This is a genomic window from Comamonas sp. Y33R10-2, from assembly GCF_019355935.1.
Lineage (GTDB): Bacteria > Pseudomonadota > Gammaproteobacteria > Burkholderiales > Burkholderiaceae_C > Comamonas.
In genome coordinates, this window is sequence record NZ_CP079925.1 from 2,818,963 (window position 1) to 2,833,216 (window position 14,254).

The 14,254-nt window shown below is 58.0% G+C and carries 12 protein-coding genes; 4 read left to right on the plus strand and 8 right to left on the minus strand.

Annotation, left to right across the window (positions count from 1 at the left end):
- Positions 1–21: 21 nt before the first annotated feature.
- From KUF54_RS12540 to gatC, 7 genes are all read right to left on the minus strand, one after another.
- Entirely contained in the window at positions 22–834 is an 813-nt protein-coding gene (locus KUF54_RS12540) for an alpha/beta hydrolase (RefSeq protein ID WP_219343145.1), read from the minus strand.
- A 531-nt stretch (positions 835–1,365) separates the two neighbouring features.
- Positions 1,366–1,512, minus strand: a complete 147-nt coding sequence (locus KUF54_RS12545) for a hypothetical protein (RefSeq protein WP_219343146.1) — start codon at positions 1,510–1,512, stop codon at positions 1,366–1,368.
- A gap of 1,816 nt (positions 1,513–3,328) precedes the next feature.
- Positions 3,329–3,685 carry a hypothetical protein gene (locus tag KUF54_RS12550; protein WP_219343147.1) on the minus strand — a complete coding sequence of 119 codons (357 nt, stop codon included), beginning with the start codon at positions 3,683–3,685 and terminating at the stop codon, positions 3,329–3,331.
- Between the two features lie 109 nt (positions 3,686–3,794).
- On the minus strand, positions 3,795–4,484 hold the full coding sequence (locus tag KUF54_RS12555) for an excinuclease ABC subunit A (RefSeq protein ID WP_219343148.1): 690 nt from the start codon (positions 4,482–4,484) through the stop codon (positions 3,795–3,797).
- Positions 4,485–4,653: 169 nt separating this feature from the next.
- The gene (gatB, locus tag KUF54_RS12560; protein WP_219343149.1) at positions 4,654–6,111 is read right to left on the minus strand and encodes an Asp-tRNA(Asn)/Glu-tRNA(Gln) amidotransferase subunit GatB; all 1,458 of its coding nucleotides are present in this window, start codon (positions 6,109–6,111) and stop codon (positions 4,654–4,656) included.
- 163 nt (positions 6,112–6,274) lie between these two features.
- Entirely contained in the window at positions 6,275–7,765 is a 1,491-nt protein-coding gene (gene gatA / locus KUF54_RS12565) for an Asp-tRNA(Asn)/Glu-tRNA(Gln) amidotransferase subunit GatA (RefSeq protein ID WP_219343150.1), read from the minus strand.
- 19 nt (positions 7,766–7,784) lie between these two features.
- Positions 7,785–8,084 carry an Asp-tRNA(Asn)/Glu-tRNA(Gln) amidotransferase subunit GatC gene (gene gatC / locus KUF54_RS12570; RefSeq protein WP_219343151.1) on the minus strand — a complete coding sequence of 100 codons (300 nt, stop codon included), beginning with the start codon at positions 8,082–8,084 and terminating at the stop codon, positions 7,785–7,787.
- Positions 8,085–8,294: 210 nt separating this feature from the next.
- Between gatC and KUF54_RS12575 the strand changes: the two genes are divergently transcribed.
- The 4 genes from KUF54_RS12575 to mrdA all read left to right on the plus strand — a co-directional run bounded on the left by KUF54_RS12575 (position 8,295) and on the right by mrdA (position 13,205).
- Complete coding sequence (locus tag KUF54_RS12575; RefSeq protein WP_219343152.1) at positions 8,295–9,338, plus strand: rod shape-determining protein; 1,044 nt, start codon at positions 8,295–8,297, stop codon at positions 9,336–9,338.
- A gap of 185 nt (positions 9,339–9,523) precedes the next feature.
- Positions 9,524–10,603, plus strand: coding sequence for a rod shape-determining protein MreC (mreC, locus tag KUF54_RS12580; RefSeq protein WP_219343153.1), 1,080 nt, complete (start codon positions 9,524–9,526; stop codon positions 10,601–10,603).
- Positions 10,600–11,118 (plus strand): rod shape-determining protein MreD, encoded by a 519-nt coding sequence (gene mreD / locus KUF54_RS12585; protein WP_219343154.1) that lies wholly within the window; start codon positions 10,600–10,602, stop codon positions 11,116–11,118. The genes mreC and mreD overlap by 4 nt, the downstream gene beginning before the upstream one ends.
- 137 nt (positions 11,119–11,255) lie before the next feature.
- On the plus strand, positions 11,256–13,205 hold the full coding sequence (mrdA, locus tag KUF54_RS12590; protein ID WP_219343155.1) for a penicillin-binding protein 2: 1,950 nt from the start codon (positions 11,256–11,258) through the stop codon (positions 13,203–13,205).
- A gap of 34 nt (positions 13,206–13,239) precedes the next feature.
- Here mrdA and KUF54_RS12595 read toward each other — a convergent pair whose 3' ends face one another.
- Positions 13,240–13,998 carry a TSUP family transporter gene (locus KUF54_RS12595; protein WP_219343156.1) on the minus strand — a complete coding sequence of 253 codons (759 nt, stop codon included), beginning with the start codon at positions 13,996–13,998 and terminating at the stop codon, positions 13,240–13,242.
- Between the last annotated feature and the right edge of the window lie 256 nt (positions 13,999–14,254).

Below are 14,254 nucleotides of genomic sequence, written 5' to 3' on the forward strand. Positions count from 1 at the left end.
TGAATAAGAACCAGAGGCCTTTCAGGCCTCTTTTTTATGTTTGTCCACAAACTTCTCTATGGCCGACCAGAAGCCCGCAGCGCGGAAGATGCTTGAATGATTGGCCTGCGCAAACGCCTGCACCTGCACGGCCTTGCCATTGAGGCTTTGCAGCAAGGCATCGGTACGCTCGGGCAGCACCACTTGATCGAGTCCGGCGCGCAGCACCAAGATCGGGCCGTGGTAGTTGCGCAGATGCTCGGCAGAGTCAAACGGGTCGCGCAGCAAAAACTCCACCGGCAACCAAGCGTACATGCCGCGCACCGTATTCAAAATACTGTCAAACGGCGTGACCAGCACCAGCTTGTCAGGCTGGCGCAGATCGGCCACAGCAGAAGCGACCCCTGTGCCCAAGCTGCGACCAATCACAGTAATAGGCTGCTGCGGGTGCAGGCGCTTGACCTCATCGAACAAGGCGGTGGCATCTCTTTCCAGCAAGTCCTGCGTGGGCTCGCCCTCGCTGGCTCCGTAGCCCCGGTAGGCCAGCATGTAAATATCGCTGTGCGGCAGGCTATGTGCCAGCTGCTCTTGCCTGCGGGCAATGTTTTCTGCATTGCCGCCAAAGTAAATCACGCTGCCCTGCGCCTTGCCGTCTGCCGGATGAAGCTGCCAGCCGCGCAGCAGCACATCGGCGCGCTGCAAAGAAAAGTTGGTGCTGTTGGCCGGCAACCGCGTTTCGTTGCCATTGAAAATGAGCTGGCGCTGGTGCGCAAACATATAGCTGCAGATGCAGACATAGATTGCTAGGCATAGGGCCAGCAGCCAGAGCAGGGGTTTGAGGAGCTTGGTGAGCATGGGGCGAAAGGTGTGGGGCTTGCGCCAAATTGTGCGCAGATTTATGTGACTTTGGTGTGCGCTTTACCTTGGCTTTATGTAAAAAGCTGTCCGTGAATGTGATAGCTGCATATCCAATCAATACCTTGGCTAGAAGCTGATTGAGCTGATATTTCTGCCTCATGCTTGATTGACGAGCAGGAGCCGGGTTTTGCCCCGGCGGGCAACCTACTTTCTGCTGCCAGAAAGTAGGCAAAGAGCTGCACCCCTACTGCCCACGACCCCTTCGCTGCGCTACGGGGCAACCTGCGCCGTCAAGCTCTTGGGGCTGTGCGGCCCAACTCACTGCGTGCCTACGGCACTGCGTTCAAACAAACGGCCGCAAGTCAGATGACGATGCAGTTGCACTCTGCGGTGCAACTGCCAGCCCCAAGAACTTGCCGTCGCAGGCGTGGGCACAAGGGGCGATACCGAATGCGGGCAGCCAGATAGCTTCTTTATCGTTTTGATAGCTGCTACCCACGGTGCAATAAGGACTAGAAGACAATTCCGTCACAAATCAGGCAGGCCGCCCGTATCCGCGCCCACCCCTTGTGTCTGCGCCTGCGGCACGCGGTTCGGGCTGCGGGCAACGCTGCCGCAGGACAGCGTTGCTTCGTGCTCTGACTTGCCGCCGTTTGTTTGAGCGAAGCGCTGCAAGCGCGCAGCGAGTTGGGCGGCACCGCAGACTGAATTGCGTGACGCAGGTTTGCCCGTAGCGCAGTGAAACGTAGCGTAGGGACGCAGACAGCAGGGGCGCATTCTTTGGGTTACGTTTCTTGTGCGAGCAAGAAAGGTAACTCGCCAGCCGGGGCGAGACCCGGCCTCTGTCGCTGGCGACGCAATGAAGTTAATTTTGATAGCTACTAGTGCAAGATGCATAAGCACTAGAGGCTGATTTGGCCTCATGCCTGATTTGCGGACAGGAGCCGGGTTTCGCCCCGGCGGGCAACCTACTTTCTGCTGCCAGAAAGTAGGCAAAGAGCCGCACCCCTACTGCCCACGACCCCTTCGCTGCGCTACGGGGCAACCTGCGCCGTCAAGCTCTTGGGGCTGTGCGGCCCAACTCACTGCGTGCTTGCAGCACTTCGTTCAGACAAACGGCCGCAAGTCAGATGACGATGCAGTTGCACTCTGCAGTGCAACTTCCAGCCCCAAGAACTTGCCGTCGCAGGCGTGGGCACAAGGGGCGAGATACTGAATACGGGATAGATTTTTTAGCAAAATAGAGAGCAGCTACCCAAAGTGCAATAAGGACTAGAAGCCAATTTCGTCACAAAGCAGGCCGGTTGTCCGTATCTGCTCCCAACCCCCTTTTGTCAGCGCCTGCGGCACGCGGTTCAGGCTGCGGGTAACGCTGCCGTAGGACAGCGTTGCTTCGTCATCTGACTTGCCGCCGTTTGTCTGAGCGAAGCGCTGCAAGCGCGCAGCGAGTTGGGCGGCACCGCAGACTGAATTGCGTGACGCAGGTTTGCCCGTAGCGCAGTGAAACGTAGCGTAGGGACGCAGACAGCAGGGGCGCATTCTTTGGGTTACGTTTCTTGTGCGAGCAAGAAAGGTAACTCGCCAGCCGGGGCGAGACCCGGCCTCTGTCGCTGGCGACGATATGCCGCTAATTTGATAGCTGTATGTCTAATTAACACAATAACTAGAGGTTGATTTTGCTGATATTCATGGCCTTATGCCTGGTTGACTGACAGGAGCCGGGTTTCGCCCCGGCGGGCAAGCTACTTTCTGAGGCCAGAAAGTAGCCAAAGAGCCTGACCCTGCTGCCCGCGTCCCTCCGGCTTCGCCTGCGGGCAAATCTGCGCCGACAACCTCTTGTTGCGGTGCGGCCCAACTCACTGCGTGCTTGCAGCACTTCGCTCAAACAAGCGGCCGCCGTCGCAGGCGCGGGCAAAAGGGCGGGGGAACCGAATGCGGGATAGCTTCTTTATCAAACTGATAGCGGTTAGTCCTTGACGCACCTTGACTAGAAGCCGATTTCGTCACAAATCAGGCAGGCCGTCCGTTCCCTGTTGCCCACCCCTTGTGTCTGCGCCTGCGGCACGCGGTTCAGGCTGCGGGCAGCGCTGCCGCAGGACAGCGTTGCTTCGTCATCTGACTTGCCGCCGTTTGTCTGAGCGAAGCGGCAAAGCCGCGCAGCGAGTTGGGCGGCACCGCAGACTGAATCGCGTGACGCAGGTTTGCCCGTAGCGTAGTGAAACGTAGCGTAGGGACGCGGACAGTCGGGGGCGTGTTCTTTTGCCTTCTTTGCTTGCACGAGCAAGAAAAGAAGGTCGCCAGCCGGGGCGAGACCCGGCCTCTGTCGCTGGCAACTTCGAAATGTTTTTTAGATTGGTTTGTAATGTAATTTAGCTTGACTTTACTTTGATGCAGGTAGTTATTATTTTCTCATTTTCTTCCTCGGATACCCAAATTTCATTATCAATAAACTTTGTTTTTACAGATGTGGTATCCCCCTTTTTGACGGATTTCAAAATCTCATCAATAAACTTATCATTTTGATTTTTGTGTTTGTATTGCTTGCGGAAAATTCTTCAACTACACCTAAAAAATAACCATCTTTGATTGACCAAGTTCCATTTCCTGTGGTGGAGTAAGCAGATGCCTCTGGCTTAAAATTCGTAAAATTGATGGCGGTCATAAATGTGCCAGAGCTTGAGAAACGGTTGTTTCTATAGTAGGTAATGGTATCCGTTTGAACCATAATCCCTCCTACGTTCGCAGTGCAATCCCATTTTCCGAGGATGTCAATATTATTGATTTTGGTTTGTGAGTTTGCAATAAATGCAATGCTGGAAAGAAGAGTCGCTATAAAAATATTTCGCATGTTTGATTCTCAATAAAAAGCTTTTGACAAAGGCTTTTTATTAGATAAACCTAAAAGTGTGCAATTACTTGCACACTTTTATTTTGAAGGGGCCGGCATTTTTTGAAATTCACGCCCCCGGCAAAAAATACCCCGCCTTATGCTGATTCCGCGAACTGCTAACGCAAAGCTTCAGCCTCGCCTCCATGTACTGCCGCACCTCAGAGCGATCACACATCTGCGCCAAATCTTCCCAATACAGCAAGCTGGTAAATGAGTTCTTCCCAGCCTCAGCTTCCACCTCAGAAGCATCAGCAGCAGCCACCGGCGTAGGCACATAAATAGGCAAATGCACGGGCGGGTAGCTGCGCACAGGCCGCTCGGCCACTTCTTCCTTGCGGCGCGAGGTCAGCAAAAAGTAATGCTGCTTGGCGTTGGCAAGGTGGGGTTTTTTCTCGGCGTCAAACACCTTGTCCAGTCGCTCAAGACCCTTGGCCACATCGGCGGCGTAAGTCCAGTTGGTGAGGTATTTGGTTTCGATGAACAAAAAGGTCTGCCGCGCAGGGTCAGAGATCAGCACATCGGAGAGCTTGCTGCGCAGGCGCTCGTGGCACAGGTAGGCGTGGGTGTCGAACGAGACGTTGGGGCTTTGCAGCGCCAAGTCTTCGCGCCCGGTGACTTCCTGGATGTAGCGGTTGAAGTGGACGATGCGCTTGGCATAGCCGGCCGTGAATTCGTTGAAAAAGTAGCCAGCAAAGAACTTGGTGCAGAGGTTGCGCTCTTTTTCGGATTCGATGAGGGAGGCGTTCGAGAAGATCACTGAAATTTTTCTGAGCTGGCTGCGCAGGGCATGGGAGCCGACGACGGGGGATGACCGGAAAGAAACAAGGCCGCAGGTAGGTGCTACCTGCGGCCCTTAGACCTTGTTGCCATTATCTGGGGACACAGGCATGTCTTGAAGGACGTGCCTGTAACAGAATGAGCCGGCTTTAGGCCAGCTTGGCCTTCAGCACTTCGTTGACTTGGGCGGGGTTGGCCTTGCCCTTGGAGGCTTTCATGACCTGACCGACCAAGGCGTTGAAGGCCTTGTCTTTGCCTGCGCGGTATTGCTCGACGTTGCCGGGGTTGGCGGCGATGACTTCGTCAACAATGGCTTCGAGCGCACCGGTGTCGTTGGATTGCTTGAGGTCCTTGGCTTCGATGATGGCGTCCACGTCGCTGCCGTCACCCGACCACAGTGCTTCAAACACTTGCTTGGCCGAGTTGTTGCTGATGACGTTGCTGTGGATGCGGGCGATCAAGGTACCCAGCTGTGCGGCGGAGACCTTGACGGCTTCCATGCCGATTTCTTCCATGTTCAGGCGGCGGGAGATTTCGCCCATCACCCAGTTGGAAGCCAGCTTGGGCTGGCCGCAGAGCTTGGCAGCTTCTTCAAAGTAGGCGGCAACGGCCTGGCTTTGGGTCAGGATGGCGGCGTCGTACTCGGGCAGGCCGTAGCTCTCCACAAAGCGGGCGGCCATGGCGCGGGGCAGCTCGGGCATGGTGGCCTTGACTTCTTGCACCCAGCTGTCCGCCACGACCAGCGGGGGCAGGTCGGGGTCGGGGAAGTAGCGGTAGTCGGCCGCGTCTTCCTTGGTGCGCATGGCGCGGGTCTCGCCCGTGTCGGGGTTGAACAGCACGGTGGCCTGCTGAATCTTGTGGCCATCTTCAATTTGCTCGATCTGCCAGAGGATTTCGTAATCAATTGCGATCTGCATGTTCCTGAACGAGTTCAGGTTCTTGATCTCGCGGCGGGTGCCCAGTGGCTGGCCGGGCTTGCGCACGGACACGTTGGCATCGCAGCGGAACGAGCCTTCTTGCATATTGCCGTCGCAAATGCCGATCCAGGTGACGATCTTGTGCAGTTCTTTGGCGTAGGCCACGGCTTCAGCGGTGCTGCGGATGTCGGGCTCGGTCACGATTTCCAGCAGCGGCGTGCCGGCGCGGTTCAAATCGATGCCGGACTGGCCGATGAACTCATCGTGCACGGACTTGCCGGCGTCTTCTTCCAAGTGGGCGCGAACCAAGCGCACGGTTTTCAAGACGTTTTGCTTGCCTTCTTCCAGATAGAAGCTGACTTCACCGCCTTGAACGACCGGAATCTCGAACTGCGAGATCTGGTAGCCCTTGGGCAGGTCAGGGTAGAAGTAATTTTTACGGGCAAAAATGCTGCGCGGCGCAATGGTGGAGCCGAGCGACAGTCCCAATTTGATAGCGCATTCCACCGCCTTTTTGTTCATGACCGGCAGGGTGCCGGGCAGAGCCAGATCGACGGGGCTGGATTGCGTGTTGGGCTCAGCGCCAAAAGCGGTGCTGGAGCGGCTGAAGATTTTGCTGTTCGTGGCCAGCTGGGTGTGGGTTTCGAAGCCGATGACGACTTCGTAGCCATTGATGAGTTTCACAGTCATGTTCTTGCTTCAAAAAGTGGGCTGTATCCAAGGCAGGGCGCCTGAAACTGGCGCGGCCTAACTCAAGGACAGCGAGCAAGGGCCGCCCCGCAGCGAGGCGGTCGTCCCCCTCCCAAAAAGAGAGGGGGAAGGCGCGAAGCGACTCAGGGGGCGGTTCATTGATTTAAATACCGGCGGGGTTGCGCAGGTGGAAGTCGGTGGCTTGCTGGAAGCGGTGGGCGGCGTTGAGCAGCTTGGCTTCTGAGAAGTAGTTGCCGATCAGCTGCAGACCCACTGGCATGCCGCCGTCACCAAAGCCGGCAGGCAAGGACAGGCCGGGCAGGCCAGCCAGCGATGCGGGCAGGGTGAAGATGTCGGCCAGATAGTTGCTCACCGGGTCGGCCTTGGCACCAATGGCCCAAGCCGTGGTGGGCGCGGCAGCACCGGCGATGACGTCGCAGTCCTTGAAGGCGGCCTGGAAGTCGTCGGCAATCATGCGGCGGATCTTTTGCGCCTGCAGGTAGTAAGCGTCGTAGTAGCCTTCGCTCAAGACATAGGCGCCCATCATGATGCGGCGCTTGACCTCGTCGCCAAAGCCTTCGGCGCGGGTCTTTTTGTACATGTCGTTGAGGTCTTCGTACTGGGCAGCACGGTGACCGAACTTCACGCCATCAAAACGCGAGAGGTTGGACGAGGCTTCTGCGGGCGCGAGGATGTAGTACACGGGCACGGACAGCTCGGTACGCGGCAGGGCCACGGGCACTAATTTGGCGCCCAGCTTTTCGTATTCCTTGAGCGCGGCATCGACGGCGGTACGCACGTCGGCAGACAGGCCTTCACCAAAGAACTCGGTGGGCACGCCAATGCGCAGGCCTTCGATGCTGTCGTTCAGGCGGGCAGCGAAGTCTTCGGCAGGGTAGTCCAGGCTGGTGGAGTCACGGTCCAGATCGGGGCCGCACATTTCAGACAGCAGCAAGGCGCAGTCTTCGGCGCTGCGGCCCATGGGGCCGGCTTGGTCGAGCGACGAGGCAAAGGCGATCATGCCGTAGCGGCTGGCGCGGCCGTAGGTGGGCTTGATGCCGGTAATGCCGCAAAACGATGCGGGCTGGCGAATGGAGCCGCCGGTGTCGGTACCTGTCACGGCCGGGGCCAGACGGGCTGCGACTGCCGCAGCGGAGCCGCCGGACGAGCCACCGGGTACGCGATTCATATCCCACGGGTTGCGCACGGGCTGGGCCGAGTCAAAGCCGACGGGGGCCACGGCGGAGTTTTCGTTGGCGCCGCCCATGGCGAACTCGTCACAGTTGAGCTTGCCCAGCGTCACAACACCTGCGTCGGCCAGTTTGCGCACCACGGTGGCGTCAAACGGCGACTGGTAGCCCTCCAGCATCTTGCTGGCGGCGGTGGTGGGGAAGTCTTTGGTGACGAAGATGTCTTTGTGCGCAATAGGCACGCCAGCCAGACGGCCGCCCTTGCCTTGGGCAATCAGGGCGTCAGCGGCTTTGGCTTGGGCCAAGGTGGCGTCTTCGTTGATGGAGACAAAAGCGCCCAGGTTCTGGTGCTGCTTGGCGCGGGCCAGAAAGTGCTGGGCGGCTTCGACGGAGGAGACCTGCTTGGTGCGCAGTTGCGCGGCCAGCTCGGCCACGCTCAATTGGTGGAGTTCGGTTTGGCTCATTGTTCTTTGCTTTGCGCGTTTACTCGATGACCCGGGGCACCAGGAAGTAGCCTTTTTCAGAAGCGGGAGCGTTGTGCATGTTGGCGTCGCGGTTATTGGTCTCGCTGACCGCATCGTCACGCAAGCGCAAGGCAATGTCTTGAATCGCGCCAACGGGATGTGACAAAGGGCTGACGCCTGAGGTATCCACAGCCTGCATTTTTTCGACGATGCCGAAAAAGTTGTTTAGTTGCGCGAGCATGCGCTCACTTTCGCCTTGAGATAACTCGAGTCGAGCCAAGTTGGCGATACGCGCAATATCTTGTTCGTTCAATGCCATAGAAATCTTTTAAGAGGCCAGCCACGTGTAAAGCAGTGTTTCTGACCAGAACAGTAGAAGTTATTCACAGGGGATACGGTATTATCTCGGCTTTGCCGCAATACCCTCATTGAGTTGGTCATTGTGCAAAAAAGCCTTCTTACCCAGACACCCTTACCTATACCCGGCGACGGCTCGCCGATGCGCTTGCCGTGCCTGAGAGGACCTTGAATGTTCGGAGCTTTCCGTCGGTACTTCTCCACCGACCTTGCCATTGACCTTGGCACTGCAAATACTCTCATTTTCGCCCGTGATAAGGGCATTGTCCTTGACGAACCCTCCGTTGTGGCGATTCGCCATGAAGGCGGCCCCCACGGCAAGAAGGTGATTCAGGCCGTTGGCCGTGAAGCCAAAGCCATGCTGGGCAAGGTTCCCGGCAACATCGAAGCCATCCGCCCCATGAAGGACGGCGTGATTGCGGACTTTGTGATCACCGAACAGATGATCAAGCAGTTTATCAAGATGGTGCACCCCCGCTCCATTTTGACGCCTAGCCCGCGCATCATCATTTGCGTGCCTTGCGGCTCGACCCAAGTGGAGCGCCGCGCTATCAAAGACGCGGCCGAAGCTGCTGGCGCGACTGCGGTGTACCTGATTGAAGAGCCCATGGCAGCCGGTATCGGCGCAGGCTTGCCTGTGTCTGAAGCCTCTGGCTCCATGGTGGTGGACATTGGCGGCGGCACGACCGAAGTGGGCGTGATCTCGCTGGGCGGCATGGTCTACAAGGGATCTGTGCGCGTGGGTGGCGATAAGTTTGATGAGTCAATCATCAGCTACATCCGCCGCAACTACGGCATGCTGATTGGCGAGCCTACGGCTGAAATGATCAAGAAGAAAATTGGCTCGGCCTTCCCCGGCTCTGAAGTCAAGGAAATCGAAGTCAAGGGTCGTAACCTGTCTGAAGGCGTGCCACGCAGCTTCACCATCTCTTCGAACGAAGTGCTGGAAGCGCTGACCGATCCTCTGAACCAGATCGTCTCCGCCGTGAAGAACGCGCTGGAGCAAACGCCTCCTGAGCTGGGTGCTGATATTGCTGAGCGCGGCATGATGCTGACCGGCGGCGGTGCGCTGCTGCGTGATCTGGATCGCCTGCTGGCCGAAGAAACCGGCCTGCCTGTGCTGGTGGCTGAAGAGCCGTTGACCTGTGTGGTGCGTGGTTGTGGCATGGCGCTGGAGACCATGGATCGCCAAGGCAGCATCTTTACTAGCGATTAATCGCTGCGCAATGTGGTGTTTTGCAGTACGCGGCATAGTGGGCGTACTGCACCCACCAACCTATAAACAGGGCTTGAGTCCGTGATACGCCTGCATACCGCGCTCTCTTTTTGCATTCCTCCTGATCTAGGAGGCCGTGTATGCACGGCTATTGGCAAAACTGCCCAAATGGCTAAGAGGCGCGCATGAGCTTGGATACGCTAGATCACCGCGCTCCCTCACTGTTCAAGCAACAGGCCTCGCGCACTTCTCAGCTTGCCCTCTACAGCGCCTTGGCGCTGTTTTTGATGGTGGCAGATGCGCGCTTTAAGATCACCAAGCCCGTGCGCTCGGTGGTGTCGGCGGTGCTGGCCCCCGTGCAGTGGGTCGTGGCCCAGCCTGTGCTGGCCTACCAAAACGCCAGCCGTTATCTGGAGGTGCAGCAGCAGGCTGTGGCCAGTGAAGATGCGGCCCGCAAGGAGTTGGTCATCATGGCTCAGCGCGCAGAGCTGGCCGATGAGCTGATGCAGGAAAACGAACACCTGCGCGCCCTGCTGGAGCTGAAGGGGCGCAACCTCACACCGGGGCAGGTGGCTGAGGTGGTTTACGACAGCCCCGATCCTTACACCCGCCGCGTGGTGATTGATAAGGGACAAGTGGACAACATCGCTTTGGGCTCGCCCGTGCTGGATGAGCAAGGCGTGATTGGCCAAGTCACCCGTGTCTACCCGACCCGCGCTGAAGTGGCGCTGCTGATTGACCGCGATCAGGCGATTCCCGTTTTCAACCCCCGCACCGGTGCGCGTAGCGTGGCCTATGGCGATGCTTCAACGACGCGCTCTGGCGGGATGGAGCTGCGCTTTATGCCCAGCAATGCCGATGTGCAGGTGGGCGATTTGCTCACTACCAGCGGAATTGATGGTCTGTACCCCGCTGGCCTGCCGGTGGCCAAAGTTATGACGGTGGAGCGCCGCGCTGATTCGGCCTTTAGCCGCATTTACTGCGAACCTGTGGGCCGCGTGCAAGGTGTGCGCCATGTGATGGTGCTCAAACCCAAGGGCCGCACCGAGCACCCCGAAGCCGCGAATATGCAGGTGCAAGTGGATGCCGAAAAGGCAGACCGTGCCGCCAAGGCACGCGGCAAAAATGAGAAAGCAGCTGCAGATAAAGCGGCTGCTGAAAAGAAGGCCGCTGAGGCCAAGGCCGAGAAAGCTGAAAAAGCCGAGACGCCTGACAAGCCCGCAAATTCTGCCAATCCTGCAAATCCCGCAAAGGACCCCGCATGATCATGCCGCGTGGCCAGCAGCTGCTGCTGCCGGTCAATCCTCTGTTTATTGCCCTTTCCATGCTGATTGGGCTGGCTATCAATATGCTGCCGCTGGGGCGCATTGTTTGGTTGCCTGATTTGCTGATGGTGCTGCTGGCCTTTTGGAGTCTGAACCAGCCCCAGCGCATAGGTCTGGGCATTGCTTTTGCACTGGGTCTCATCATGGATGTGGACCGCGGCGCTTTGCTGGGTCAGCACGCGCTGGCTTATACGCTGCTGGTGTATGTCGCCGGTTGGATGAGTCGCCGCCTGCTGTGGTTCTCTGCCCCTGTGCAAGCTCTGCATTTGCTGCCGCTATTCATGTTGGTGCATGGCCTGCAGGTGCTGCTGCGTGTGGCGACGGGCGGCATTTTCCCGGGGCTGGAGTTTTTGCTTGCGCCGATGTTTGAGGCCTTGCTGTGGCCCTTGGTGAGCGTGCTTTTGCTGGCTCCGCAGCGCCGTGCGCCCGATAGTGATGAAAATCGGCCCTTGTAGATGAAAGCCCCTTTGAGTCGTTTCGCGCTTTTACTCCTCTCGCATCGCGGGGGGCAACGACTGCCTCGCTGCGGGGCAGCTCCGACTTGTAGCCCCTTGTCTAGTGCTCGCTCATTGAGCACGGGAGTCTGCGCGTAATGGAAATTCGCAACACCGAAGCGGATTTGCAGCGCTTTCGCATGCGCGCAGTCGTCATGGGCATTGTGGTGTTTTTGGCGTTTAGCTTGCTGGTCTGGCGATTGCTGGTGCTGCAGGTGGTGCGCCATGAAGAGTTTGCCGAACGCGCTGAAAGCAATCGCACGGCGGTAGTGCCCATCGTGCCCAATCGCGGCCAGATTCTGGACCGCAACGGTGTGGTGCTGGCCACCAATTACTCGGCTTACACGCTGGAGATCACACGCTCCAAGGTGGATGGCTTGGAAGACACCATCGACGAGTTAGCCGAAATTATCGACATCAGTGCGCGTGATCGGCGCAAGTTCAAGCGTTTGCTCGATGACTCTAAGAGCTTTGAGTCTGTCCCGATTCGCTTGCGCCTGACGGATGAGGAAGTGGCCAAGTTCACGGCCCAGCGCTATCGCTTTGCGGGTGTGGATATCAAGGCTCGCCTTTTTCGCAGTTATCCATTGAAAGAAGTGGGTGCTCACCTGACAGGCTACATCGGCCGTATCAATCTGCGTGAAAAAGAAGACATCGAAGACTCTGAAGATGCGGCCAACTACCGCGGCACCGAAGTCATTGGCAAGCTGGGCGCTGAAAAAAGTTATGAGCGGCAGCTGCACGGCCAGACGGGCTGGGAGGAAATGGAAACCTCGGCCGGTGGCCATGCCGTGCGTCGCTTGGGCAGCCGCCCCGCCACGCCGGGCCACAGCCTGCAGCTGTCTATCGACATCAAGCTGCAAAAGATGGTGGAAGACCTCTACGGCAGCCGCCGCGGCGTGGCCATTGCCATTGACCCGCGCAATGGTGAGCTGCTGGCCATGGTCAGCAAGCCTACTTACGACCCCAATTTGTTTGTCGATGGTATCGATCAGGAAAGCTGGAAGTTCCTGAACGAGTCGTTAGACCGCCCTTTGCTAAACCGATCTATGCGCGGCACCTACCCAGTGGGGTCGACCTACAAGCCATTTATGGCGCTGGCGGGCATTGAGACAGGCAAGCGCACGGCAGCGACGGTGATTCAAGACGGTGGCTCGTGGTCGTATGGCGGTCACACCTTCCGCTCAGGCCATGCGCTGGGTCCGGTCGATCTGGTACGTGCCATTCAGCACTCCAGCAATGTGTACTTTTATACGCTGGCCAATGAGATGGGGGTTGATGCGATTCACGACTTCATGAAGCCGCTGGGCTTTGGCCAGATTACCGGCGTTGACCTGCCCGGCGAAGTGCGCGGCGTGCTGCCCAGCAAGGAGTGGAAGCGCAAGACTTACAAGCGCGCCGCCCAGCAGCAGTGGTTTGGTGGTGAGACGATTTCTCTGGGCATTGGCCAGGGCTATAACAACTTCACCATCCTGCAGCTTTCGCATGCTTTGGCCACGCTGGTCAATAACGGCACCAGCTATACGCCGCATGTGGGCAAAGAGCTGATTGATCCGGTCTCGGGCGCGCGTTCCGCCATTGTTCAGCCAGACCCCGTCAGCCTTGGCTACAAACAGGCCAATGTGGATGCCGTCAAGCGCGGCATGGTGGGCGTGGTCACCGGCGGTACGGGCCGCGGCGTGTTTGGCAGTGCCAGCTATTTATCAGGTGGCAAGACGGGTACAGCGCAGGCCGTGTCTGTGGGCCAGAAAGAAAAGTACAACGCTGCCCGCCTGACTGAGTACCAGCGCGATCATTCGCTCTACATCGCCTACGGCCCGGCTGAGAACCCCAAGGTGGCGGTGGCTGTGATTGTGGAAAACGCCGGCTTTGGCGCCGCCGCCGCCGCCCCTATTGCGCGCCGCATTCTGGACTACTGGCTGGTTGGCAACTACCCCAGCGAGGCTGATATGGCCGCCATGCGCCTTGGCAAGGCAGGTGCGCCCATTGGCACACCTCGCCGGGTGGAAGATATCTCGGTGCTGGCTGATGATGAGATAACACCTTGAAATTGATAGCGGCTAGTCCTTATGGAATAAGGACTTAACGCAGAAAAGCGTCATAACCTGTCTTCAAAATCAGCAGGCTGACCACGCCGATAAAAATCATGCGCACAAAGCCCGTGCCGTGGCGCAGGGCCATCCACGTGCCCAGCATGCTGCCCAGCACATTGGCTACAGCAAGCGGCACAGCAAAGTGCCACCACACATGGCCTTTGAGCGAGAACAGCACCAGCGCCGCTGCGTTGGATGCCAAGTTCAGCAGCTTGGCATTGGCCGAGGCATTGAGAAAGTCGTAGCCCAGCAGGCGTACGAACAAAAACACAAAGAAGCTGCCTGTGCCGGGGCCAAAAAAGCCATCGTAAAAACCAATAAGCAGGCCGATGGCGCTGGCCGTCAGCATCTCGGCGCGGCCCGCTAGTCGTGGCTCATGGTCACGTCCCAGCTCTTTTTTAGCCAAGGTGTAGCAAAGCACGCCCAGCAAAATAATGGGCAGCAGCTTGCGCAGAAAGTCGGGCGAAATCTCGGTAACAGCCCAAGCACCGAGAAACGCACCAATCAGCGTGGCGCCAATGGCCGGCAGCAGCGTGGCCCAAGTGATGTGAACGCGCTTGCTGTACTGCCAGGCAGAAATGGCCGTGCCCCAGACTGCCGCGCTTTTGTTAGTGCCAAACAAGGTCGCTGGCGTGGTGGTGGGGAAGGCGGCAAACATGGCCGGCACCAAAATCAGCCCCCCTCCGCCCACGATGGCATCAACAAACCCGGCCAGAGCCGAGGCGAGGGAAATCAGAATCCATTCCATGGGGTCTTGCCTGCAATTGGTGCATGCCGTGAGCGACGCAGAGGTTCGCGTTAGACATCGCAGGGTGCTGCGGGTGTCGAGCGAGAGGGCTGAGGCCTCTGGAAGACGGCGGCTGGCATTGTCGCACCGCAACATCGCGCTCATAAAAAGACATAAAAAAAGCGCCCGGTGAAGGGCGCTTTTCAATGCATCTTTGATGCTTTTATATGGTTTGTGTTCTTGTGTCGAGTTGTCTCCTCGGCCCTCCTTGCTGCCT